The sequence below is a fragment of the Idiomarina sp. genome, from assembly GCF_048265525.1.
GTDB lineage: Bacteria > Pseudomonadota > Gammaproteobacteria > Enterobacterales > Alteromonadaceae > Idiomarina.
On the sequence record NZ_JBLXBI010000004.1, the window covers coordinates 229,633 to 254,442 of the forward strand.

The 24,810-nt window shown below is 48.4% G+C and carries 16 protein-coding genes; 12 read left to right on the plus strand and 4 right to left on the minus strand.

Features of this window, described 5'->3' with window-relative positions:
• Window positions 1-85: 85 nt before the first annotated feature.
• The 3 genes from ACN0TF_RS10185 to ACN0TF_RS10195 all read left to right on the plus strand — a co-directional run bounded on the left by ACN0TF_RS10185 (window position 86) and on the right by ACN0TF_RS10195 (window position 8,124).
• On the plus strand, window positions 86-3,322 hold the full coding sequence (locus tag ACN0TF_RS10185; protein ID WP_417441832.1) for a TonB-dependent receptor: 3,237 nt from the start codon (window positions 86-88) through the stop codon (window positions 3,320-3,322).
• 120 nt (window positions 3,323-3,442) lie between these two features.
• Entirely contained in the window at window positions 3,443-6,640 is a 3,198-nt protein-coding gene (locus ACN0TF_RS10190; protein WP_417441833.1) for a TonB-dependent receptor, read from the plus strand.
• Window positions 6,641-6,654: 14 nt separating this feature from the next.
• A complete protein-coding gene (locus ACN0TF_RS10195; RefSeq protein ID WP_417441834.1) occupies window positions 6,655-8,124 on the plus strand; it encodes a Na+/H+ antiporter NhaC family protein in 1,470 nt (489 codons plus the stop codon).
• Here the strand turns inward: ACN0TF_RS10195 and tadA are convergent.
• Entirely contained in the window at window positions 8,117-8,590 is a 474-nt protein-coding gene (gene tadA, locus ACN0TF_RS10200; RefSeq protein WP_417441835.1) for a tRNA adenosine(34) deaminase TadA, read from the minus strand. The genes ACN0TF_RS10195 and tadA overlap by 8 nt on opposite strands.
• A 69-nt stretch (window positions 8,591-8,659) precedes the next feature.
• On the opposite strand from tadA, the gene ACN0TF_RS10205 reads away from it, so the two are divergent.
• The 3 genes from ACN0TF_RS10205 to ACN0TF_RS10215 all read left to right on the plus strand — a co-directional run bounded on the left by ACN0TF_RS10205 (window position 8,660) and on the right by ACN0TF_RS10215 (window position 13,986).
• Window positions 8,660-9,943: an amidohydrolase gene (locus ACN0TF_RS10205; protein ID WP_417441836.1), complete on the plus strand. Its 1,284-nt coding sequence runs from the start codon at window positions 8,660-8,662 to the stop codon at window positions 9,941-9,943.
• Between the two features lies 1 nt (window position 9,944).
• A complete protein-coding gene (gene mltF, locus ACN0TF_RS10210; RefSeq protein ID WP_417441837.1) occupies window positions 9,945-11,312 on the plus strand; it encodes a membrane-bound lytic murein transglycosylase MltF in 1,368 nt (455 codons plus the stop codon).
• Between the two features lie 94 nt (window positions 11,313-11,406).
• Complete coding sequence (locus ACN0TF_RS10215; RefSeq protein WP_417441838.1) at window positions 11,407-13,986, plus strand: zinc-dependent metalloprotease family protein; 2,580 nt, start codon at window positions 11,407-11,409, stop codon at window positions 13,984-13,986.
• Here ACN0TF_RS10215 and ACN0TF_RS10220 read toward each other — a convergent pair.
• Window positions 13,980-14,477, minus strand: a complete 498-nt coding sequence (locus tag ACN0TF_RS10220) for a transcriptional activator RfaH (RefSeq protein ID WP_417441839.1) — start codon at window positions 14,475-14,477, stop codon at window positions 13,980-13,982. The genes ACN0TF_RS10215 and ACN0TF_RS10220 overlap by 7 nt on opposite strands.
• Window positions 14,478-14,627: 150 nt before the next feature.
• On the opposite strand from ACN0TF_RS10220, the gene ACN0TF_RS10225 reads away from it, so the two are divergent.
• Window positions 14,628-14,765 carry a hypothetical protein gene (locus ACN0TF_RS10225; RefSeq protein WP_158511967.1) on the plus strand — a complete coding sequence of 46 codons (138 nt, stop codon included), beginning with the start codon at window positions 14,628-14,630 and terminating at the stop codon, window positions 14,763-14,765.
• A gap of 98 nt (window positions 14,766-14,863) precedes the next feature.
• Window positions 14,864-18,751: a phosphoribosylformylglycinamidine synthase gene (purL, locus tag ACN0TF_RS10230; RefSeq protein WP_417441840.1), complete on the plus strand. Its 3,888-nt coding sequence runs from the start codon at window positions 14,864-14,866 to the stop codon at window positions 18,749-18,751.
• 196 nt (window positions 18,752-18,947) lie between these two features.
• Here the strand turns inward: purL and ACN0TF_RS10235 are convergent, their stop codons facing one another.
• Entirely contained in the window at window positions 18,948-19,229 is a 282-nt protein-coding gene (locus ACN0TF_RS10235) for an addiction module antidote protein (RefSeq protein ID WP_417441841.1), read from the minus strand.
• 361 nt (window positions 19,230-19,590) lie between these two features.
• On the opposite strand from ACN0TF_RS10235, the gene ACN0TF_RS10240 reads away from it, so the two are divergent.
• Window positions 19,591-19,866, plus strand: coding sequence for a helix-turn-helix domain-containing protein (locus tag ACN0TF_RS10240; RefSeq protein WP_417441842.1), 276 nt, complete (start codon window positions 19,591-19,593; stop codon window positions 19,864-19,866).
• Window positions 19,859-21,106: a type II toxin-antitoxin system HipA family toxin gene (locus ACN0TF_RS10245; RefSeq protein WP_417441843.1), complete on the plus strand. Its 1,248-nt coding sequence runs from the start codon at window positions 19,859-19,861 to the stop codon at window positions 21,104-21,106. The genes ACN0TF_RS10240 and ACN0TF_RS10245 overlap by 8 nt, the downstream gene beginning before the upstream one ends.
• A gap of 6 nt (window positions 21,107-21,112) precedes the next feature.
• On the opposite strand, the gene ACN0TF_RS10250 is transcribed toward ACN0TF_RS10245, so the two are convergent.
• On the minus strand, window positions 21,113-21,862 hold the full coding sequence (locus ACN0TF_RS10250; RefSeq protein ID WP_417441844.1) for a 3',5'-cyclic-nucleotide phosphodiesterase: 750 nt from the start codon (window positions 21,860-21,862) through the stop codon (window positions 21,113-21,115).
• A gap of 67 nt (window positions 21,863-21,929) precedes the next feature.
• Between ACN0TF_RS10250 and ACN0TF_RS10255 the strand changes: the two genes are divergently transcribed.
• Together ACN0TF_RS10255 and ACN0TF_RS10260 are read left to right on the plus strand one after the other, a co-directional pair.
• A complete protein-coding gene (locus ACN0TF_RS10255; protein WP_034818348.1) occupies window positions 21,930-22,562 on the plus strand; it encodes a DUF998 domain-containing protein in 633 nt (210 codons plus the stop codon).
• Window positions 22,555-24,804, plus strand: a complete 2,250-nt coding sequence (locus ACN0TF_RS10260) for a heavy metal translocating P-type ATPase (protein ID WP_417441845.1) — start codon at window positions 22,555-22,557, stop codon at window positions 24,802-24,804. Before ACN0TF_RS10255 ends, ACN0TF_RS10260 begins: the two co-directional genes overlap by 8 nt.
• Window positions 24,805-24,810 lie beyond the last annotated feature (6 nt).

The window sequence follows — 24,810 nt, forward strand, 5'->3', positions numbered from 1 at the left end:
TTAAGTTGTCATATTTCTTCTTTATAACCTTTCGTCCTTTTAAAAGTTTTCTTTTTATCGTTGCTAAAAAACTAGGAAATAACTCATGAGATTGAACTCCAAGGTGAGTCGCATTTCTGCAGCTATTGCTTTAGCTGTAGGTCTTTCGACAAGCGCTTTTGCTCAAGAAACATCATCGTCTATGCGCGGTGTTATCACTGGTCCACAGGGTAACCCAGCGGCAAATACTAAAATTATTATCATTCACCAGCCGACTGGTACAGTGAGTGAATTTAAAACAAACGAAGACGGTGCTTTTTCTGCAAAAGGTTTGCGTGTAGGCGGACCTTATCAGGTAATTCTGGATTCTGAGCAATATCGTGATGCGGTACTTGAAGATGTTTACTTAAACCTTGGTGATACTTATCGCCTGACACGTCAGCTTGAGTCTGCTGACATGGAACGTTTGGTTGTTACTGGTTCGGCCATTTTGATGGAAAGCGGCGGAGCCAGCAGTAGCTTTGGCGAAGACACTATCAACAACATGCCAAGTCTTAACCGTGACTTAAAAGACGTAGCTCGCATTAATCCGCTGGTAACCATTAATGGTGCTGGGGAAATGACTATTGCCGGCGGTGATCCCCGTATGAACAGCATCACTGTTGACGGTATTGGTCAGAATGACGATTTTGGTCTAAATTACGGTGGCTATCCTACAGAGCAACCTCCTGTTTCTTTGGGTGCTATAGAACAAATATCTGTAGATGCTGCCCCTTTCTCTGTTAAAAAAGGCGACTTTTCTGGCGGCACAATTAATGCTGTAACTAAGTCGGGCACTAACGAGTTTAAAGGCGAAGTTTTCTACGAATATGCTAGTCCAGACCTGAAAGGGGATGTGGACGCAATTAGAGAAATTCGCGATGCAGACGATAAACCTGTGCTTGACGAAAATGGCTACCGCACTTATCGCGAAGAAAGTGTTGAACCGAACCAAACTGTAGCGACGTTTGGGCTCTCTCTGTCTGGCCCCATTATCGAAGATAAACTCTTTTTCTTCACTAATTATGAAGAATGGACAAATGAGCTAGACCTGGATTATGGTTTTCAGGGGAGTGGAGCTACCAATGAGTTTTCAATCTCAGAAGGTACGTTTAATGAGTTCATGGATATTCTAAGTGGCCCTCGTTACAACTTAACGGACTCCTTGGGCGGAAATCCTGAAGATAAAGATCGTAAGTGGTTGACAAAGTTAAGCTGGAACATTAATCAAGAGCACCGTTTTGATCTTACGTATCAGTGGCAAGATAACTCAGACGAACGTAATTTCTCCACTGGCGATGACTACATTGCGTTAGCTTCTAATCGTTACACTTTTCACACCCGCATGAACAACATCAGTGCGCGCCTGTATAGTGACTGGTCTGCGAATTTCATTACCGAAATGGGTTTAACCTACAAAGATGTAGAAGCAAATTCACTTACTAACTCAGATATTGGTTCTGTAACCGTAGAGCAGTATTACCAAGGCCCGGAGTTCGTATTTGGTACTGATAAATATCGTCATGCGAACGTTGCTAAGAATGATAATTTAACCTTTAATTTCGATGCTACCTACTTAATGGGTGAGCATGAGATTGTGTTTGGTACAGAAATTGAGCAGTTAAGTCTATACAACAAATTTGTTCCCGATTCGTTAGGTTCTTGGGAATTTGATAATTTTGATGGCTTTGCGAATGGTGAGGTTGGTAACTTTAACGGAAGCTGGGACTTTGATTATCAGAACGCTTATAACAACGTACCAGAAAAAGCTGCTTACGAGGTTGAGCGTACAACTTACGCGTTATACGTAGGTGATACTTTTTATATAAATCCGGACTTAGAAATTAATGGTGGTATTCGTTACGAGCGCTTGAATTCAAGTGATAAGCCAACGCTGAATGAAAACTTCCAGCAAGCCTATAGCGAACAGGGGATAACTAATCAGGAAAACCTTGATGGTTTGGATATTATCTTACCTCGCGTCGGATTTAAGTATTATACCGATAGCAGTTTAGTGATTCGTGGTGGTGTTGGTCGCTTCTACGGTGGTGTGCCGAATGTTTGGTACACGAACCCCTTCACTAAGGATGGGGTGACTCTGGTTGCAGCACCTAACAGTGTGATAGCGGATTATTACTCTAATAATCAGGTTGATGATTTCTCAAGCGTTCCTCAAGAAATTAAGGACTCACTTGCAAAGGGTGATGGTAGCACGAACTATACTGATCCAAATTTTGAGTTACCTAGTGATTGGCGTGCCCAATTAGCCTTCGACTATGAACTGGACATCCCGTACTTAGGTGACATGTTTAATGCCACAACATCATTTATGTACAAGCGCATGGAAGATCAGCCGGTTTGGTATAATACCGCAATAGAAGAGTCCGGCTTTGCTGCTGATGGTGAGCGTATTATTTATGAGTCTCGCTATGAAGGTGACCGAGCGCAAAACTACGACATCATGCTAACCAATGCTCCTGATGATGGCCGTGCTTTTATCTTCTCCCAGTCTTTAGCTAAACAGTGGAATAACGGTTTAAGTTTTACTGCCAGCTATACATACCAGGACGTAGAGGATAATGGTGCAGGGTCATCGTCACAAGCGGCAAGTAACTATAAGCACTATGTAGCTAAAAGCCGCAATCAGGCGTTCTCGGCAACAGGAAATTTTGAAACAGAACACAGTCTGAAAATTACCTTGGGGTATGAAGCTGAGTTCTTTGCAGATCATGCAACACGATTCAATTTATTCTTTGAACGCCGCTCAGGTCGTCCTTTCAGTTACATCATGGGAATGTACCAAGATGGGGACTTTGGTGACTCATCTTATGAAGGATTTTATACGCAATCTGCCTATTTGCCATATATCCCGGCTAATGGCGAAGATCCAAACGTTGATTGGGATAACTCAATCAGCTGGGATGAAATGAAAATGTTGCTGGATAACGCGGGTATTTCATATGGCGGCGAGGGCTATATCCTAGACCGCAATACTCACAACCAGCCTTGGGTTACTGATATTGACCTAAGTATTCAACAGGAAATTCCTGGATTTATGGATGGGCATAAAGGGATTCTTTATCTGACTATCGATAATTTCGCTAATTTATTGAATAGTGACTGGGGTGTTGAACGTACATTAACTTACCCACAAGTAGCGTTGTATGATCTGGGCGGTCTGTCAGAAGACGGGAAATATCAGATTGACTCCGTTTTTGAGGGCTATTACCCCAACAACTTTAGTAGTGTCGATTTAAATACCTCCTCCTGGAGCGCTAAATTAGGTGTTCGTTACACCTTCTAAAAAATTAAAGCCTCACAATTTTGTGAGGCTTTTTTTTGGCTAAGATTCACAAAAATGTCACAAATAAGCTATACCCTTATTTGCAGTTAAAACCAAAAAACAAACCGGGAAGAACATATTATGTTTAATGCCACTTTCAAGCGTACAGCTGTCGCAGCTGCTATTGCTATGGGTCTTAGCGGTGCTGCTATGGCTCAGGAAACTTCATCCAGCCTGCGTGGTGTTGTTACCACTGAGTCCGGACAGGTTGTATCAAACGCGATTATCCAGTTACGTGATGACCGTACTGGAACAACCAAAACGTTACGCTCAAACGAGCAAGGTACATTCTCTTCACGCGGCCTGCCGGTTGGTGGTCCATACACCTTAGTAGTGGAAGGTCCAAACGGCCGCACCCAGGTTGTAGAAGACGTTTACCTAACCTTAGGTGACTCACAAAATGTAAATGTCACGCTTCAGTCTCAGGAAGAGATGGAACGCTTAAGTGTTACTGGCTCTATGACCAGCAACGCGCTGTATGGCAGCAACAGTCCGGCTGCAAACTTTAATCTTCAGGATTTAGAAAACGCTCCGGCGAGTGATCGCGATTTACGCGATGTTGTGTCGATTGACCCGCGTATCTATATCAATGAAACAAATTCTGGTGCTATTCAGTGTGGTGGCGCTAACCCACGTTTTAACAGCCTGACTGTTGATGGCGTTCGTATGAACGATAACTTCGGTTTGAACAGCAGCGGTTATCCAACTGAGCGCATGCCATTTTCTTATGACGCGATTGAGCAGGTCGCGGTAGAGTTTGCCCCGTTTGACGTTCAGTACGGTGGTTTCACTGCTTGTAATATCAACGCGGTTACTAAAACCGGTGACAACGAAATGTTCGGCGGTGTGTTCTATGATTACACCAACGACTCGTTGCAAGGCGACGAGCTGGAAGGCGACAGCATTAATGTTGGTGACTTCAGTGAAAAACGTTACGGCTTTAACCTTGGTGGCGCATTTATTGAAGACAAATTATTCTTCTTCACTGCGTACGAAAAACTGGAAGGTTCTGACACCTTTGACCGTGGCGCTGAAGGCTCAGGCGCGGCGACAGAAGTTGTTGGCGTAAGCCAGGCGGACGTTGAGCGTATCGCTCAAATTGCTCAGGATAAGTATGGCTATAACCCTGGTGGCTTCCCGGCAAGCCTGCCTGTTGAGGACGAAAAATTTCTTGCCAAGTTAGATTGGTATATTAATGATGCGCATCGTGCGTCATTAACTTACAACTATAACGACGGTTACTCTATTGCCGAGTCTGATGGTGATTCAGACGAGTTAGAGTTTTCTAATCACTTCTACGAGCGTGGCGCTAAGTTCACTTCTTATGTTGGTGAGTTATACTCTGACTGGAGTGACAATTTCTCGACAGAAGCGCGTATTGGTTACTCTGAGTTAGATGCTCGTGTTAACCCATTGGGCGGCACCGATTTCGGTGAAGTGCAAATTGGCGTTAATGACGCAACGGTGTACTTAGGTGCGGATGACTCTCGTCACGCGAACAAGCTGAAGTACGACACGACCTTCTTCAAATTAAAAGGTACCTACTTAGCTGGTGATCACGTGATTTCAGCCGGTATTGAGCGCGAAGAATATGACGTGTTTAACCTGTTTGTTCAGGAAGCACAGGGTGAGTATCGATTCAGTTCGATAGATGAATTTGATGCTGGCACGCCAATTGGAAGCCAAAATGACGATGGTAGTTATGACGATACTGTTATCTATGAAAGTGCAGCTGGGACTAACAATCCGCAAGACGCTGCCGCTGAATTTGCTTATGCGGTAAATACTGCTTATGTTCAGGATGAATACTACTACGCTCCAATGGACATTACGTTCACTTACGGCTTACGTTATGACTGGTACACCAGCGATGACATGCCGGTGAACAACCCGTTGACCGAGGAGCTGTATGGTTTCTCTAACCAGCAAAACATGGATGGTCAGGATTTACTGCAACCCCGTTTTGGTTTCAACTGGTTTGTTAACCCGGACTTAGAAGTTCGTGGTGGTGTTGGCTTGTATTCTGGCGGCAACCCGAACGTATGGATTTCAAACAACTATTCAAACAACGGTGTGACTCAGTACGAAGCCGCATTTACAGGCGACTACTTTTTAGGCGGTAACACATTGTTTAATATTCCGCACACTGGCGAAGGTCGTCCAATTTATGATATCCCTCAAGAGCTGTATGACGAGGTGGCTAACGCAAGTGGCCAGGGCCCTATCAATACTATGGACCCTAACTTCGAATTACCAAAAGAGTGGAAATATGCTTTAGGTGCAACTTACACCTTGCCGGATAACTACATTCTGATGGCTGACTTCTTATACACTGATAAGAAAGACGCTGCTGTTATCTACAACTTGGGTCTGGAGCAGGTTGGTACAGCACCAGACGGACGTCCAATTTTTGAAGAGTTATCGACTGACGGACGTGACCAGGGGGATGACTTCCTGCTGACGAATGTGGATGGTGATTCTGGCTCACAGACGACTGTTTCACTGGCGTTGAGTAAGACTCATGACTTTGGTCTGGACTGGACCTTTGGTTATGCTTACAACAAAGCGGAAGACGTTAACCCAATGACCAGCTCAGTGTCGTTCTCTAACTACACGAATCTGGCAACAGCTAACGCTCAGAACCCTGGTGTTGCAACCTCTAACTATGAGATACCACATCGCTTTACCTTTAAAGCGAACTACACTAAAGAGTTCTTTGATGGTTACGACACAACTGTGACCTTGTTTGCGACTCGTAATAAAGGTCGTCCGTTCTCTTATACAATGAGTGATAGTCCTTTTGAAAGCGTAGCGTATCAGGGGCGTAGTTTGCTATACGTACCAACAGGCCTGGATGATCCAAACTTTGCCGTCGGTACGGACCGTGACGGTAACCCATTTGAAACAGGCGCTTTCTTCGATTTCCTTGAAGAGTCTGGCTTGAGCAAGTACGCGGGCGGCATAGCACCACGTAACGAGTTCAACAGCAAATGGTGGACTAAAGTGGACTTGCGTGTTGAGCAGGAATTACCAGGCTTTATGGACGGACACAAAGCGTCTGCGTTCTTCGTTATTGAAAACTTAGGCAATATGCTGAATGACGACTGGGGCGTGCTTTATGAAGCTCGATTCCCACGCGCCATCAATATTGCTGACGTTGAAATCAATGACGCGGGTCAGTACCAGTTCAATAATTTCCGCGATGTATCAAACGTTCAGTCACGCCAGGGTGAACCTTCACTATGGTCTGTGCGCATAGGCGTAGAATACAAGTTCTAATTGTTTGACACCGAATGAATAAACCGCCGCTGGTATTGCCCGCGGCGGTTTATTGTTTTAATCTCCCAGTATCAGACATTTACAAACGCACCCTAATGGAACTGAGCTGGACCAGTCTTTTACCTTCCTTACTGGCAATTGTATTTGCCATAGTTACCCGAAAAGTTCTGCTGGCGCTTATTGGCGGTATTATTCTGGCCAATATACTGCTGTTCTGGCCTGCTCCTGACAATATTGCCTACGGCACTTTAAACAGCACATGGGACACCCTTATTGACCCCAGTAATATGCTGGTCTGGTTTTTTACTCTGGGTATTGGTGCACTGTTTGGCGTGCTGGAAAACGGTGGTACGTTTAAAGAGTTTGTGCTGAAGCTTGAAAAAAAGCAGTGGATAGAGAACAAGCGCCGTGCCCGGTTAATGACCTGGATACTGGGCGTTGTGGTCTTTATTGAATCCAATGTGACTATTATGATTTCCGGCACCACCTCGCGGCCTATTTATGACCGCCTGGGCATTGCCCGCGAAAAGCTCGCTTACATTGTAGACTCTACCTGCGCTGCCATTTGTATCTTAATTCCGCTGAATGCCTGGGGGGCGTTTAATTTAACGCTCATTACGAACCAGGGCGTTGAGCAACCTCTGCTGGTGTTTATTCAGTCTATTGCCTTTAATTTTTATGCCATTTTTGCGGTATTGCTGGCGTTGTTTGTGGCACTATTCGACTGGAACATTGGACCCATGAAAGCCTTTGAAAAGAATGCTGTGCCCGACCAGGTTTCCAGAAACACCTGGGGCGATGGGCCTGATGAAGAAGCTCGTTTTGGCAAAGGTACTGCGGTGGTCATGACCAGCCTGATTTCACTGGTGGTGATGGTTCCGGTTATGTTGCTGGTGACCGGGAACGGCGTATTGGTTGATGGTAACGGCACCTTAAGTGTGTTTGTCGCTATTTATGTGGCGTTGGGTATTGCCGTAGCTGGAACCTTGATGACACAGCCGGTTGGTCTAGTCGATGTTGGCAAGTACCTGCTCAAGGGCGCCTGGAACATCCTGCCACTAGCGGTCATTTTGTGGTTGTCTATTGCGTTGGGGGGCTTAACCCGCGACTTAGGTACAGGCGAGTTTTTGGCGGCGGCTCTGGATGGTTCGGTGGCACTGTGGATGCTGCTACCGCTGATATTTGTGCTGTCGGCTATTACCGGTTTTTCTATTGGCTCCAGTTGGGGAACCTTTGCTATTATGCTGCCACTGGCGATACCGCTGGCAATGACCTTAGGACTACCACCTGCTCCATTTATTGCTGCGGCTATTTCCGGTGGCATATTCGGAGACCACGCATCGCCCATTTCCGATACCACCATTATTGCTTCTATGGCCTCGGGGGTGGAGCATATTGACCATGTGCGTACGCAGTTGCCTTATGCCTTATTAGCAGGGCTTGCAGCGACTGTGGCATACGCCATAACGGGTATGCTTATTTAGCGTTAGCTTTGGCGGATTTGCGGCGGGCGCGAAAGAAACGGCGTAAAATGTCGCCGCATTCTTCTGCCAAAACACCGCTTTCTACATCGACTTTATGATTCATAGAGGCGTGGTTAATAACGTCAATGGCAGTGCCGGTGGCTCCGGTCCGCGGGTCAGTTGCACCGAACACCAGGCGTTTGATTCGTGCATGAGTGATTAAACCGGCACACATGGCGCAGGGTTCGAGAGTGACGTAAAGGGTGGCGTTGACCAACCGATAATTATCGATAGCCTGACCTGCAGAACGAATGGCTTGTGCTTCGGCATGAGCGGACGGGTCGGACAAAGAAATAACCTGATTGTAACCTTCGCCAACAATTTTATCGTCCATGACCAATACCGCGCCAACGGGCACTTCGTCTGCGTTTTGCGCTTGTTCAGCAAGTTCTAAGGCTCGCTGCATGTAGATTTCATCGGTTGTCATGAGAGCGATTTTAGCGCAGGATATTACCCAGTACCAGAATAACAATCCGCACTTATGCAGGAGAGAACAATGAAAAAGCTCATTATTAGCTTAATGCTGGCCAGTAGCTTTGGCTATAGCGCTCAGGCTGCTGCTCAGCAGTCGCCGGTAAAAGTCAGCAGCGACTTAGAAGCTCAGGTCATTGAATGGCGTCGTCATATTCATGCCAACCCTGAATTGAGTAACCGCGAGTTTGAAACCGCAAAAATGGTGGCTGAGCATTTGCGCTCTCTGGGCATGGAAGTGGAAACCGGTGTCGCGCATACCGGTGTTGTGGGTATGCTAAAAGGCGGTAAGCCGGGCCCTACCATAGCGTTGCGTGCGGATATGGACGCGTTACCGGTTACGGAGCAGACCGATGTGCCTTTTAAGTCGACGGTAAAATCAGAATATCGAGGTAAAGAAGTGGGGGTAATGCACGCCTGCGGACACGATACTCACGTTGCTATGTTAATGGGTGCGGCAGAAAAGTTAGCTGAAATGAAAGATGAACTGGCTGGTAACGTTATGTTTATCTTCCAGCCAGCTGAAGAAGGTGCGCCTGAAGGTGAAGAGGGCGGCGCTGAGCTAATGCTCGAAGAAGGCTTATTTGCTGATAATAAACCCGAGAAAGTCTTTGGTATTCATGTCTGGGCCGGTTTCCCAACAGGCCATGTTGGCTATCGTAAAGGCCCGCTGATGGCGTCCTCGGATCAGTTCGAAATTAAAGTAAAGGGTAAGCAAGCGCACGGCTCTACGCCATGGGCTGGTGTCGACCCTATTGTGACCTCAGCACAAATTATTAATAACGCACAGACCATTATCAGCCGTCAGACGAATATCACCAAAGCTCCCGCGGTTTTGTCCTTCGGTATTGTGGAAGGTGGTGTGCGTAATAACATTATTCCGGACGAAGTGACCTTAATTGGTACCATCCGCAATTTTGACATGGACATTCGCTCGGATATTCATGAGAAATTAAAGCTTACGGCAGAAAAAACGGCTGAAGCAAACGGAGCCGAAGCCCACGTGCATGTCGATTTAGGCTATCCGGTAACCAGTAATGATGCTGACTTGATTGAGCAGATGCTGCCGGTAACAAGAGCGGTAGCTGGCGCTGATAAAGTACAGGAAGTGCCTTTAGTGACTGGAGCTGAAGACTTCTCTTACTATGCGCTGGAAGTACCGGGAATGTTTGTCTTTTTAGGGGTTACCCCACCGGAGCGCGATATGTCAGAAGAACCGAGTAACCACTCGCCGCATTTCTATGCCGACGAAGACGCACTGAAAACCGGTACTGAACTTTATGTGAATTGGGCTCTGGAATCTCTCTAATATGCCGAAGTCTGCAGTATCGCTGTTTGCTATTTTACTGCTGGCCGCTAGTGTAATAACGGCCTGCAGTCCTCAAACCCGCCCCGATGCCATGTCCGTAGTTCAGGAACGTCAGGTATTGAGGGTGGGAACCTTGATAAACCCAACCAGTTATTATTTTGATCACGACCGTGAGCAGGGCTTCGAGTACGACCTGGCGAAACGCTTTGCTGATCGCTTAGGGGTGGAGCTGGAGATGGTGCCGCGCTTTGACGTGAACGACTTGTTCACCATGTTGCGTCGCGGCGAGGTTGATATTGTTGCCGCGGGTCTGGACCGGACCTCGACGCGCGCTCAGCTATTCCGCTTTAGTCCGCCTTACGACATTATTAGCCAGAAGGTGGTTTTCAAACAGGGCTCGCGTCAACGTCCGCGCGACTTGCAGCAGATTACCGACGGTGAAATTGTGGTAGTGGAGGGCAGCTCTCACCATGAGTTTTTGAAAAGCCTGGGTGACAGTATTCCGACACTAAAGTGGCGCGCGACCCGCGATCACGATGCGGTCGAGTTATTGCAAATGGTTATTAACGATGAAGTGGATTACACCATTACCGACAGTACCGCATTAGATATTCAACGCCGGTTTCATCCCGACTTAAGTGTGGCTTTTACGGTAAAGCATGATCAGGATATTGCCTGGGCTTTACCGCAGGGCACGGATGACTCGTTAGTTTCCGCGGTTATTGAGTATTTTGGTGAAATTCGCTCCAGCGGGCGTTTAGCCCATATTAAAGAGCAGCATTTTGGTCACGTAAAACAATTTAATTATGTAACGACCAGTTTGTTTATAGAAGCGGTAGAGCGTGTCCTGCCTGTTTATATAGAAACCTTTAAGGAGCACTCAGGGTCGCTTGACTGGCGTTTACTGGCCGCTATTTCTTATCAGGAGTCGTTGTGGAACCCGCGGGCGGTTTCTCCTACCGGGGTGCGCGGCATGATGATGCTGACGTTGCCTACAGCGAAAGCAATGGGGGTTAAAAGTCGCCTGAATGCGGAACAAAGTATTCGTGGCGGTGCGCGTTATCTGGAGCGCATGCTGAATAGGGTGCCGGCAAGAATTCCGCAACCTGACAGAACCTGGTTTGCCTTAGCTGCGTATAATATAGGATTCGGGCATTTAGAAGACGCGCGAATCATAACAGAGCGTCAGGGCGGCAACCCCGATCGTTGGGTGGACGTGAAAAAGCGTTTGCCACTGCTGAGACAAAAGCAGTTTTACCGTCATACTCGCTATGGTTTCGCGCGAGGCGATGAACCCGTGACCTATGTTGGTAACATCCGCCGCTTTTACGACACATTGAAATATTTAGATGAACAAGGGCGGCTGTAGCCGTCCCGCGACGTAGCCTGACATTTATGTCAGGTGGGATATCGTTCCTGACGTGAACGTCAGGCTACGAAAACGATAAAATTAGGTGTTTAAAATGAAAAAAATAGTCGTCGCAGTGCTAATAGCTTTAGCGCCGGTATTTGCCTTAGCACAAAGCCTGGGCGACAAAATTGAGTTATCTGTAAACAACCAACTTATTGAAGCAACTCTGGCTGAGCTTTTGTCGTCGGAAAACAGTTATCGACTCACTTTTGAAGACCGCTATGGTGACACTCAGCATTTAGGTTTTTTGCATAAGCGTGGTAATAACCAACTTATTTCAATTACGCACCCCGATGTTGGTGAAGTGGAAATTCGTCGTGTAGACGGTAAAACCTATATTAACCAAAGAAACCGCACACCATCAGAGCCGTTAAAACCTAAGAGCGGCACAGAACCACTAAAGCTGGAAAAGCAGTTTCAGGTAGCTCCGGCTCCACGTAAAGCGGCACTGACAAAAGCCGGCAACGCTCAAATAACCTCCCTGGTGACTCAGTTCGATAACAGCATTGACGTGCTTTTTCTGTATGATGAGCGCTTACTGGGCTATGCCGATGACGAAGGCTACGATTTAGCTTTACGCATTGATGCGGCGGTGAGCAGAAGTAATTCAATTTTTGAGCGTTCACAATTACCTGTTGAAATGTCTGTTGCCGGTATTAGTTTTTTCAATCCGGATTCTACTACCAGCTTCCCCACAGAAGACCCTGATGCGATTATTGATGAACTGGTTGATGATCAACGAGTACGTCGGTTGATGGATCGCTATCAGGCCGATGTGGTCCACTTTATTGGCGCTGAAAACTCCAGTGTTTGCGGCTTGGCTTTTGTTGCCACCGACTTTGATGTCAGTGACAACTTAGTGAATAGGGTTAGCGGCGCCGCGGGTGCAGGGTACACCGCGTTGTCCTGTACGGGCACGGGAACTGTTGCGCACGAGGTTGGGCATAACTTCGGACTCAATCATGACCGCTATACCTTGGCCGACAATGCAAGCGGCGGTGGTGGTGATCAGAAGGATTACCATATTCCTTACGGCTTTATTGAAGGTAACGGACGTTTTTATACGACGATGTCGTACGGTAGCGTCTGCCGGAACGAATTTGGCAGCGGAGCCGACTGTAATGAGGAACCCGCCTACTCCAGTCCTGACCTGGTCGACAGCAATTTTGGACTGCCAATGGGTAAAGCCGATTCTGAAATAGATGCGGCAGATGCCAGCACTGCGGCGCAACGCAGTAGCGTGGTGTGGGCTAATAACGCGTCACGCACTAATGTTAATGCTATGGCGGCCAGCCGTACCGGGAATTCGGAGCTAACCTTAAGCTGGCCGTCGGTAGCCAATGCCGACCGCTACGCTTTGGGCGGTGGTCGCTGCGAAGAATATAGATTTGCCCGACGTGAAGCACTTTTGAATTTGCAAAGCTTTAGTGTGAACTCGGTTGCTTTAAGCGGAATACCTAACGGCTCAACCGATATCTGCATTATCGCGATAGAGGAATTGACCAACGGAGCTGCACGCTGGCGTTTTGTGAGTAATAGTAGCTTTAACGGTAATTTCTCAAGTACCGGGACAAATTATTTGCTACTGGATAGCAATGTGATAGGTCTGGTGGAGGCCGGAGACAAGGCCAGTTTTACCATTGAGCTATCGGATGCCGATACCAGTAATCAGTCATTACAGATGGCAATTCCGACAACCGCTAGTGGCACTTCGGTGAGTCAGGGAGTGGGCATAGTAACTGCCGAACAATGGTTTGACTGGGTTGTCAGCGGTAGTGGCAACACACGTATGATGACGGTAACTTTAAAGACCGATATTGAAGAGATTGCGGCAAGCCTGGGTAAAGACACTATTTTTAATCCGTTCCACTTGCGTTTAAAAGTGGTGAATACCGATTTTAACGATTTTAATATTTCCAGCGGACTGTGGAATGACCCTTCTAGTATGGTTGGCTCGCGTCCGCAGGCTTTTTTAAGTTCTGGTGATACGGTTGGCGAACTGGAGGTGCTGGATACTCAGCTGAGCCTGTTTAACGTCAGTAACGATGTGGCTGTTTCAGTAGTTAATTTAGACGATGACCTTGTCCGTGACTTTAGCTTTAACGAGGTGAGCGGTGCTGTTGATGGTGAGCGACGCTTCGTTATAGAAGGAATTGCCGGTATTGTGGATTCGGAGCAGACTGCCATACTGAGAATAGACTTCAGCGACGGCAGTGACAGCCTGAGAGTTGCGCTAACGGTTGAACCCCGGGCTATTGCGCCGACCATAGTTGGTTTTACAGCAACTGGCACCACGGTAGGGGAGACTATTCGTCTGACAGCAACAGTGACTGATGCTGACTTGAATCTTGACCCGGGTAGCTTGCGGTTGTTCAGGGTAATGGAGAGTAGCGAAGAGGAAGTAACGGGGTTTAGTTTTAATGATGGCGCATTCAGTGCCTCGTTGGGGCAACTTGCGGCGGGAACTTACCAGTACCGGTTAAATGTAAATGATACCGAGGGTAATACGGAATCGGCAACGGCCCGCTTTACTGTTACCGCAGCTGACTCTGGCAGCAGCGGCGGCCATGCAGGCTGGCTGGTGGTGCTTGGCTTAGTCGCTCTTGGCTTGCGCCGCCGCACCGCTCATTGAAACTGCAGTTCTTTGTAGCTGAAGTTAGCTTTGACTTCTTTTTGCATCCATTCCAGCATAACGAAGCAGCGCGATTCACCGTCCAGCTTAACAATTTTAGCAAGGAACCCACGGAATGGGCCTTGCTGAATTTCCACCGTGTCGCCTATTTGAGGCGCCTGTTCATCGGTCAGTTGATCAACCCCTCGCATTTGGTCAACCCAGCTTTGTGGAACCTTCGGAATGTTGTCGCCAAAACGTAAAACACCAGCGACACCATAAGTGCTGCGCAGTTTGTAGAACTGCTCAATAATGTCATCGGGTTTAACGAACACGTAGCCTGGGAACATACGCTCAACCACCGAGGTACGCACACCCCGACGAACCTTTTTCACGGTTAACTCGGGCGCGAAAACACCGAACCCCTGATTCTCCAGATTCAGTATGGCGCGTTCTTCCTGCTTAGGCTTGGTTCGTACTATGTACCAAACGTCAGATTCGAGTTCATTCATAACAGGTCCTTTTGTGCGTCGGCGGGCGATCTTTCCACATTAGCCTAAGTTACGCAAATTAGGCTGGTAGAGCAGCATAAAGTCGTTGCAAAAAAGCAGTATGACAAGGTAAGCTGATTGGGCATTCCAACGCAATAAAGGGCTAAATCTATGCAAGCCAACCGCCTCAGACGTGAAAACAACTCCCGGCGTCGCGCCGTTATTCGTAAGCGCAAACAACGTATTATTGAGCGCCGCGAAAAGTGGTTTCGCATAGTGAACCGCGAAGGTACCCCGAAAATCGAGTAGCCTGAGGTTTACGCCAGGTTCGATATTGTACCTGACATGAATGTCAGGCTACTGTATAATCTGCCAGCAAAAATCGCCCAGCTTTGGAGACCTTGCTTGTGGAAATCTACCGCGGTGCACCTGCCTTATCAGCCTTCAAAACAACGAAGCAACTTGAACAACTGAAACAGGCAGGAATTCCTGTCACAGAGCTTTATGCCGAGTATCAGCATTTTGTTGATTTGCATAATGAACTTAGCGACGAACACCGTTCAGTATTGGTGCAACTACTGAAGTACGGGCCTGAAATGCCGACACATGAGCCGCAAGGTGCTCTGGTATTGGTAACCCCTCGCATTGGTACTATTTCACCCTGGGCTTCAAAGGCCACCGATATTGCGCACAACTGTGGCTTGAAAAGCATTCACCGGGTTGAGCGTGGTGTGGCTTTTTATCTGCAGGGTGACTTGTCGGCAGAAGAGCTGAAGCGGGCGGCAGTACTGTTGCATGATCGTATGACTGAAAGCGTGTTGTACGATATGGACGATGCGCGTCAGCTATTTCGCACGCAGGAACCGCAGCCGTTGTCGTCGGTCGACATTTTAGCCGGTGGCCGCGAAGCTTTGGCACAGGCGAATATCAGTTTAGGTCTGGCGCTAGCCGATGACGAAATTGATTACCTGGTAGAAAACTTCCGCAAGCTGGATCGTAATCCTAACGACATTGAACTTTATATGTTTGCCCAAGCAAACTCGGAACATTGTCGTCACAAGATTTTTAACGCCGACTGGACCATAGACGGCGTGGAACAGCCCAAGTCGCTGTTCAAAATGATTAAGAACACCTTTGAAACCACACCGGAATATGTGTTGTCGGCTTATAAAGACAACGCCGCTGTTATGGAAGGCCATGAAGCGGGGCGTTTCTACCCACAGCCGGACAGCATGAGCTATGGCTACAGCCACGAGCCAGTGCATATTTTGATGAAAGTGGAAACTCATAACCATCCAACGGCTATTTCTCCTTATCCGGGTGCTGCAACCGGTTCGGGCGGTGAAATTCGCGATGAGGGCGCTACCGGTGTCGGTTCTAAACCCAAAGCCGGTTTGGTGGGTTTCAGTGTTTCTAATCTGAATATTCCTGGCTTTAAGCAACCGTGGGAAGAAAACTACGGCAAACCAGCGCGTATTGTTTCTGCGCTGGAGATTATGCTGGAAGGTCCGTTAGGTGGCGCGGCGTTTAACAATGAGTTTGGTCGTCCGGCGCTGACCGGTTACTTCCGCACCTACGAGCAAACAGTAGACAGCCACAACGGGCGCGAAACCCGCGGTTACCATAAGCCGATTATGATTGCCGGTGGTTTGGGTAATATTCGTGAAGCTCATGTACAAAAGGGCGATGTACCGGTTGGTGCTAAGCTGGTGGTACTCGGCGGCCCGGCAATGAACATTGGTTTAGGTGGCAGCGCCGCCTCTTCAATGGCTTCGGGTGAGTCGACTGAAGATTTAGATTTTGCTTCGGTTCAGCGTGAAAACCCGGAAATGGAACGCCGCTGTCAGGAAGTGATTGACCGCTGCTGGCAGTTGGGTGCTGAAAACCCCATTGCCTTTATTCATGACGTGGGCGCTGGTGGCTTGTCGAATGCGATGCCTGAGCTGGTTAGTGACGGTGGTCGTGGTGGCCGCTTTGAACTGCGCGAGATACCGAACGATGAACCGGGCATGACCCCGCTGGAAATTTGGTGTAACGAGTCGCAGGAACGTTACGTTATTGCTATTGCTCCGGAGAACCTGGCGCGTTTTGAAGCCTTGTGTGAGCGCGAGCGTGCAGAATACGCGGTTATTGGTGAAGCCACCGAAGAGCTCACCATTTTACTGAACGATTCCAAGTTCTCGAATCAACCCATTGATTTGTCGCTGGACGTGCTGTTAGGCAAGCCGCCGAAGATGCATCGCGACGTGGCCCGCTTGCAGGCCGAAGGTACAGCATTGCATCTGGAAGCCGCCGATTTGAATGACGCCGCTGATCGCTTATTGCGCTTACCGGCCATTGCTGAGAAAACCTTCTTAATTACCATTGGTGATCGCAGTGTTACTGGCTTGGTTGCCCGTGACCAGATGGTTGGTCCGTGGCAGATACCCGTTGCCGACGTGGCAGTTACCGCAGCCAGTTATGACAGCTACCACGGTGAAGCTATGGCCATGGGCGAGCGCACACCGTTGGCTTTATTGAACTTTGGTGCTTCTGCACGTATGGCGGTGGCGGAGTCTCTGACCAATATTGCCGCTGCGGACATTGGCGATTTAAAACGCATTAAATTATCAGCTAACTGGATGTGCGCAGCTGGTCACCCGGGTGAAGACGCCGGTTTGTACGAGGCTGTTAAAGCTGTCGGTGAAGAGCTGTGTCCGGAACTGGGTATTACCATTCCGGTGGGTAAAGATTCGATGTCGATGAAGACTCAGTGGCAGGAAGACGGTGAAGACAAAGCCGTGACCGCGCCAATGAGTCTGGTGATCACCGCGTTTGGCCGGGTGAACGACATTCGTGCAACTTTAACGCCGCAGTTGCGCACTGACAAAGGTCAGTCGCACCTGGTACTGATTGATTTAGGTAAAGGCCAGAACCGTTTAGGCGGTTCAGCACTGGCTCAGGTATACCAGCAGTTGGGGCAACACACGCCTGATTTAGACGACACTGAAGCCTTTAAAGCCTTCTTTAATACTACGCAGCAGCTAGTAACAGAGGGGCGTTTATTGGCGTACCACGACCGTTCTGACGGCGGGTTATTCACTACCGTAGCGGAAATGGCGTTTGCCGGAAACTGTGGTGCGAAAGTAGCGCTGGACGAATTAGGCGAAGACAATTTAGCGGCTCTGTTTAATGAAGAGCTGGGTGCGGTGATTCAGGTCAGCGATGAGCAGTACCAGAAAGTGATGGACGCTTATGAAGCCGCTGGTTTGGGCGACTGCGTTAAACGTATTGGTGAGCCGACGCATGAAGATGCGATTGTCTTTACCCGCGACGGGCACGATGTATTAGCGCAGAGCCGTACGCACTGGCGTACGGTATGGGCGGAGACGACACACCACATGCAACGCCTTCGTGACAACCCGGTATGTGCCGACGAAGAGTTTCGTTTGAAACAGCGTGCGGACAACCCGGGCTTGCAGGCAGATTTAACCTTTGATCCTTCTGAAGACGTTGCGGCGCCTTATATTGCCAAAGGCATTGCACCTAAAGTCGCTATTTTGCGTGAGCAGGGCGTGAATTCGCACTACGAAATGGCCGCAGCTTTTGACCGTGCCGGTTTTGAAGCGGTGGATGTTCACATGAGCGACATTTTGGCTGGTCGTGTGTCGTTAGAAGACATGCAGGCACTGGCTGCTTGTGGCGGCTTCTCATACGGTGACGTTCTAGGCGCCGGTGAAGGCTGGGCTAAGTCGATTTTATTTAACGACCGCGCGCGCGAGCAGTTTGAAGCTTTCTTTAAGCGTAACGATACGCTGGCACTGGGTGTGTGTAACGGTTGCCAGATGTTATCGACACTGAAGCAACTGATTCCGGGAACCGAGCACTGGCCCCGTTTGGTGACTAACCGCAGTGAGCGCTTTGAAGCACGCTTTAGCCTGGTGGAAGTGCAGGAATCTAAGTCGATTTTCTTAGGTGACATGGCGGGTTCGCGTATGCCAATTGCGGTGTCTCACGGTGAAGGCCGCGCTGAGTTTGCTAACCCTCAGCAGCAATCGCAGTTAGAACAAAGTGGTCAGGTCGCGTTGCGTTACATTGATAACTGGGGCGAAGTAGCTGAGCAGTATCCGGCGAATCCGAATGGTTCACCTAAGGGTATTACTGCGGTAACCAGTGACGATGGTCGTGTGACTGCTATGATGCCGCACCCTGAGCGTGTTTTCCGTACCGTAGCCAACAGCTGGCACCCGGATGAATGGGGCGAAGACAGCCCATGGATGCGCATGTTCCGCAACGCCCGTAAGCACCTCGGCTAGCGAGCGCCGGAGGTTGCAGGGACTATTGCGGAGGACGCCCGTAAATACATCCCTGTAGGGCTTGTGCAGCGCCATCCATGGCGCTGCACACCTCCTCAATAGTCCCTGCAACCGTTGGGGCGCTCGCTATCCTGCTATCCATGGTATCTCACCTGATGCGAACATCTGGTTCGCGACGTGTAGCCAGGCGTTTACGTCAGGTGCTGGCTGTTATTTTTATGCCTAGAGCTTTAGTAACAGCCAGTACACTTTTAAGGGTTGGGTTGCCTTTTTCACTGAATGAACGGTATAGCTGCTCTCTGGACAGCCCTGTTTTTTGTGCTAATTCTGTCATACCTTTTGTTCTTGCCGCTATGCCAATAGCATTGGCAATGTAGCCTGCGTCTTCTGTTTCCAAAGCATCGGCAACGAAAGCTGCGACAGATTCTGCATCCTCTAAATAGGAAGCTGCGTCAAATTTTCTGAAAGTCGTTGCCATTGTTACTGCTCCAATATTCGTAAAGTAAGTGTGCTTTTTTAATGTCCCTGCTTTGGCTTTTTTTATCGCCTCCGGCGAGTAACAAAATGAGCACACCCAGATCTTCATAAAAATAAACTCATTGTAGTTTTTAAAGTACACTTTAGCAAATAAGATGAATAAACTAGCAGAGCGGCGGAAGCTGGTATGTAAGCGGATGATTTGAAGTAATGTAGATGTTTAGTGTTTATGTTGACTGACGGTGGCGTCAGGGTCACAGGTTTCACCTGATATGAAAATCAGACAAGGAATAGCGCTAGTTTACAAGTGTTGCTATAATAGTAACAGTTACCCCTTAATAATCGCTTAAATTGTCACTATTATGACGCTTAATCTAAATACTGCATACGATACGCAGCTTGATCTTAAAGAGCATATTAAGCAACTGCGAAAAGCACAAAAGCTGTCGGTTGAAGCTTTGTCTGAAAAATCAGGTGTGCCTTATGGCACGGTGCGTAAGTTTGAACGCACGGGGAACATCTCTTTGCGTCAGTTTTTAATGCTGATCGAAGCTTTGGATGAACTCAATCAGTTCAGACAATTCCTGCAGCAGGAAAAAGCGCCTAAAACGATAGATGAGGTTTTGAAAAATGCTTGATACGCCCCTTCAGGTAATACGAACCTTGTCAGACGGTGAACGGATAGCTGTTGGCACTTTAGCGGAAAATAAATCGGGCGTTTATTTTCAGTATCACAAAGACTATTTAGAACGCCACAAAACATCCTTGTCACCGTTCAACCTAAAAGCGACAACTGAGCTTCAAAAGGCTCCAAGACAACCTCATTATGGCTTACACGGTGTGTTTGCGGATAGCCTGCCTGACGGCTGGGGACTTTACCTCATGGACAGAGTGTTTCGGAAAAATGGTTATAATCCACAGAAGATATCTGCATTGGAGCGCTTGGCTTTTATTGGGTCGGATTGTTTGGGGGCTCTTTCTTATGAGCCGAAAGCTCCGTTAAGAGAAGATGACGCTGACGATATTACGTTACGAAAGTTGGGCCAGGAAGCAGTCAAGGAGTTTGAAGGTACTGAAACGGATCTTATTGAACACCTTCAGGCTGCCGGGGGCTCGGGTGGTGCACGGCCGAAACTAAACGCAACATTGCTAGCCGATGGGCAATACTCAACTGCCCCAAAGGCGAAAGGACAGAAGCTGATTGTGAAGCTCACGTCGGAACGTTTTTTACTAAAGCACGAAGAAAGCCTAGTTGAGTACCTCTACTTAAGCATGGCTAAGGCTCTGGGGATTGAGGTGCCTGAGTTTGAGCTTATCGATGCGGGCAATGGTCAGTTTTGGTTGCAGCAGGCGCGGTTTGATTGCTCCGAAAACGGTCGTTACCACATGCTGTCAGCTGCAGGTTTACTAGATGCTTCTTTCCGCGAGCCTTCATTGGATTACGTGGATTTAATTAAGGCTACGCGACTTATGTGCGGTGTTGATGAAGCAAAAAAACTGGTTAGGCGGGCATTATTTAATTATGTAACTGTGAATCAGGATGATCATTCGAAAAACTTTAGCTTCCTCGCCAATGACAAGGATGAGTGGCAACTCTCACCGTGTTACGACATTGTCTATAGCCCGTCTTCTTATGGTGAGCATATGACAGCATTCAACGGTAACGGAGCTTATCCGGATAAAAGAGCGTTAGAGCAAATGGCCGGGCAGGCCGGCTTTGCAAGCAGCAAACCGCTTTACCATATGCTGGATGAAATTTACCAACAAACCCAAAGTTTCAAAGCAGAAGCTAAGGGGCTGGGACTTTCTGCAGGGCTCATCAAAACTATCGAAAATGATATTGCTGAGCGGGCGCGTAATGTACGCCCAAATGCGTAGCTCAGGTTACAACACCACCGTATTTTTATGCGGTGGGTTGGCTTGTAAGGTTTTGCGCAGGGCAATTTCGTAGCTGGGTTTCAGGTGGGTTATCCAAAGCTCGGTGGGTTGCTGTTCCAGGCTATTCAGGGCGCTTTCAAGCAAGCCTGGCGTCATGTGCCTGGTTTTTTCTGCAACCTGTAGTAACTCGTCGGGAAAGGCGCATTCCAGCATTAAGGTGTCGATATGGGCTAGGCGGTTAAGCTGTTCGGTCAGTTGCTTACCGGCAATGGTATCGGCGCCAAAAACAAAGTGTTTGCCCTGACTTTTTACGCTGTAACCCACTGTCGGTACGCTGTGCTCTACAGCAAAAGCTTTAATTTCCATACATTCAAGCTCTATACACTCACCCGGGTGGATTTCTCTAAATTTTAGTATCGGCTCAGGGCCTTCGGTCATGCTGCTGAACTCAGGCCAAATATCGCCGTTAAAAATATTATTTTGCAGCTTTTCCAGAGTGTGAGCCTGTGCGTAAACCGTAACGGGTAAGTGCTCACTTCCGTATTGGTTGCTTAAAAATGTGGGCAAGGCGGCAATGTGGTCCATATGCGAGTGGGTCAGAAATACATGCCTAACCTGGTGCATTTGCGCGAGACTGAGTTGATTCAGACCGGTGCCGGCGTCAATCAGAATGTTATGATTGAGCTGGATGCAGGTAGAGCCGCCTTTATTGTCGCCACTGAGTCCGCCGCTGCAGCCAAGCACTTGAATATTCACAATCTGTTCCCATCTTGGTTTACACTGTAGTGAAAGATTATCACATTAATACAGCCGAGGAGGCTACATGGAAAACACACCGACGAAAAGCTCTCCTGTTATGCCGCAGTTAATTATTCTGACCTTATTTTGGGTTGGTCTGCAATTGGTTGCCACCTGGGTAAAAGACGACTTTTCTCATGTAAGCCAGTATATAAGTGAAATTAACGCGACCGGCAGCACTGCCGCTGGCGCTTTTGGCTGGGTCGGTTTTATTCCGCTGGCGATGGTTTCTTTCGGTGTGCTACTAACTGCGCGTCCGCATTTACGCGTTAAAGGCATTAGCCATATTGGCTGGAGCCTTCTATTTTTCTACCCTGTGGCTTACCTCGGTGCGGCACTGGCACCTTGTGATTTAGGCTGCCCGACAGATGGTTCCAGTTCTCAGGCATTACACAATATTATTAGCATGGTCAGTTACTTCGGTTTTGCGTTAGGTACGCTTTTACTGACTTTTACGCCGAAAACCACCTGGCCGGTGCGTTGTGCTTTTGTTCTTCTGTCGGTGATTATCGCCTTAGGTTTTGTGCTAATGATTAACCCCGAATTGACTGAAGTACGCGGCGCGATACAACGTTATATTGGCGTGGCACAACTGGTGGTGTTCTGGCTGCTGTTGTGGCTTAAACCGGCAGAAGCCGACGGAGGCAGTAATGAGTAAATCTGTTCGTTTAAGTGTGGAAGGCATGAGCTGTGGTTCGTGCGCCAGTCGTGTCGACAAGGCCTTAAATGGCTTAGACGGCGTTGAAGATGCTTCGGTTAACCTGGCGTCGGACAGTGCGGAAGTGACTTATTCTGAAAAGCTTTCGGTGGATGACTTAGTTCAGGCGGTGAAAACTGCGGGCTACGATGCCCATGAAGTGATCGACCGCGACAAGCAAATGCGTGAGCAGCGTGAGCAACAGGCAAAGGAAATGCGTACGTTAAAAGGCCAGTTATGGCTTTCGACTTTGCTGACGTTGCCGGTGTTTATACTGGCCATGGGCAACCATATGGTGCCGGTGTTTTCCGAGTGGGTACATAACTCACTCGGCTTACAAACCAGCTGGTGGATACAGTTAGTGCTTACTACCCTGGTATTGGCGGTTCCCGGCGCACGCTTTTATAAATTGGGTGTTCCTGCGCTATTCCGGGGCGCACCGGATATGAACTCTTTGGTGGCACTGGGCGCCATGGCTGCCTGGGGTTATTCGGTAGTGGCAACTCTTTTCCCGTCCTGGCTACCGAGCGAGTCAGTGAACGTTTACTTCGAAGCCTCGGCGGTTATTGTCACCTTGATTCTGGCCGGACGCTTTATGGAAGCACGGGCAAAAAGTCACACTTCCGATGCTATTCAGCGTTTAATGAGTCTGCAAAGCAAAACAGCGCGAGTGGTGCGCGACGGCGAAGTGACGGAAGTCGATATTGCCGAGCTGGGCAAGGGCGATGAAATTGAAGTACGTCCGGGTGAACGTATTGCCCTGGATGGCGAAGTGTCTTCCGGTGACAGTTATGTCAACGAGGCCATGATAACTGGTGAAGCTGAACCGGTGCATAAGCAGAAAGGAGACAAAGTTGTTGGTGGAACGCTTAATGAAAAAGGCACTTTGCGTTTTAAAGTAACGGCTACCGGCGAAGGAACCGTGCTGGCGCAGATCATCCGTATGGTCGAGCAGGCGCAGGGCAGTAAATTACCGATTCAGGACACAGTGAACCGTATTACCTTGTGGTTTGTTCCTGCAGTTATGCTGGTGGCCTTGCTGACTTTTGTGGTGTGGTATTTTGCTGCTAGTGAGTCAGCACTCACTTTTGCGTTGGTTAATGCAGTCGCCGTTCTGATTATTGCCTGCCCTTGTGCCATGGGTCTGGCGACGCCTACGTCTATTATGGTGGGCACCGGTCGTGGTGCGGAAATGGGTGTGTTGTTCCGTCAGGGTAGTGCTCTGCAGGCGTTACAACAATCCAAAGGCGTTATCTTTGATAAAACGGGTACGCTGACCGAAGGTAAACCGACTATTACAGAGTGGATTACCCTAAGCGAGTTTAACGAAAAAGAGGTGCTGACATTAGCGGCTTCGGTTGAAGCTAAATCCGAGCATCCTACGGCAGAAGCTTTGGTGAATTATGCCAAAGACCAAGACATTAAAGTCAGCGAGCCGGATACCTTTGAGGCCATTTCAGGTTTGGGTGTCACGGGAAAAGTAGATGGTAAAACGCTTTACATTGGCACCAGCGAGCTGATGCAGGACAACGACATTGCGCTGGATGCTGAGCCTGCGGATGCTAAAACATGGTCAGAGAGTGGACGCACCCCGATTTATGTCGCAATAGACGGTAAGCTGGCGGCCGCATTTACTCAGGATGATCCGATAAAAGCCAGTGCCAGAGAATTGATTAAACGCTTACACGCCGATGGTCTGAAAACCGCTATGGTAACCGGTGACGCTGAGTCTACCGCAAAACGTATTGCTAAAGAGCTGGGAATTGACGAAGTGGTTGCCAATGTAAAACCTGATGGTAAAGTCGATGCGGTTAAGCGCCTGAAAAAAGAATGGGGCCAGGTCATATTTGTGGGAGACGGTATAAACGACGCGCCGGCACTGGCCTCTGCAGACGTGGGCTTTGCTATTGGCACCGGTACGGATGTGGCTATTGAATCCGCCGATGTGGTGCTAATGTCTGATAACCTGACCGTGGTACAACAGGCCTTTGCTTTGTCTGAAGCCACCATGCGCAACATTCGTCAGAATTTATTCTGGGCTTTTGCTTATAATACCGCGCTAATTCCAGTTGCTGCGGGCGTACTGTATCCGTTTTTCGGTATTTTGTTGTCACCCATGCTGGCAGCGGGTGCCATGGCATTGTCCAGCGTGTTTGTTATTACCAACGCACTGCGCCTTAAAACCGTGAACCTGGAGAAGTAAATAGAC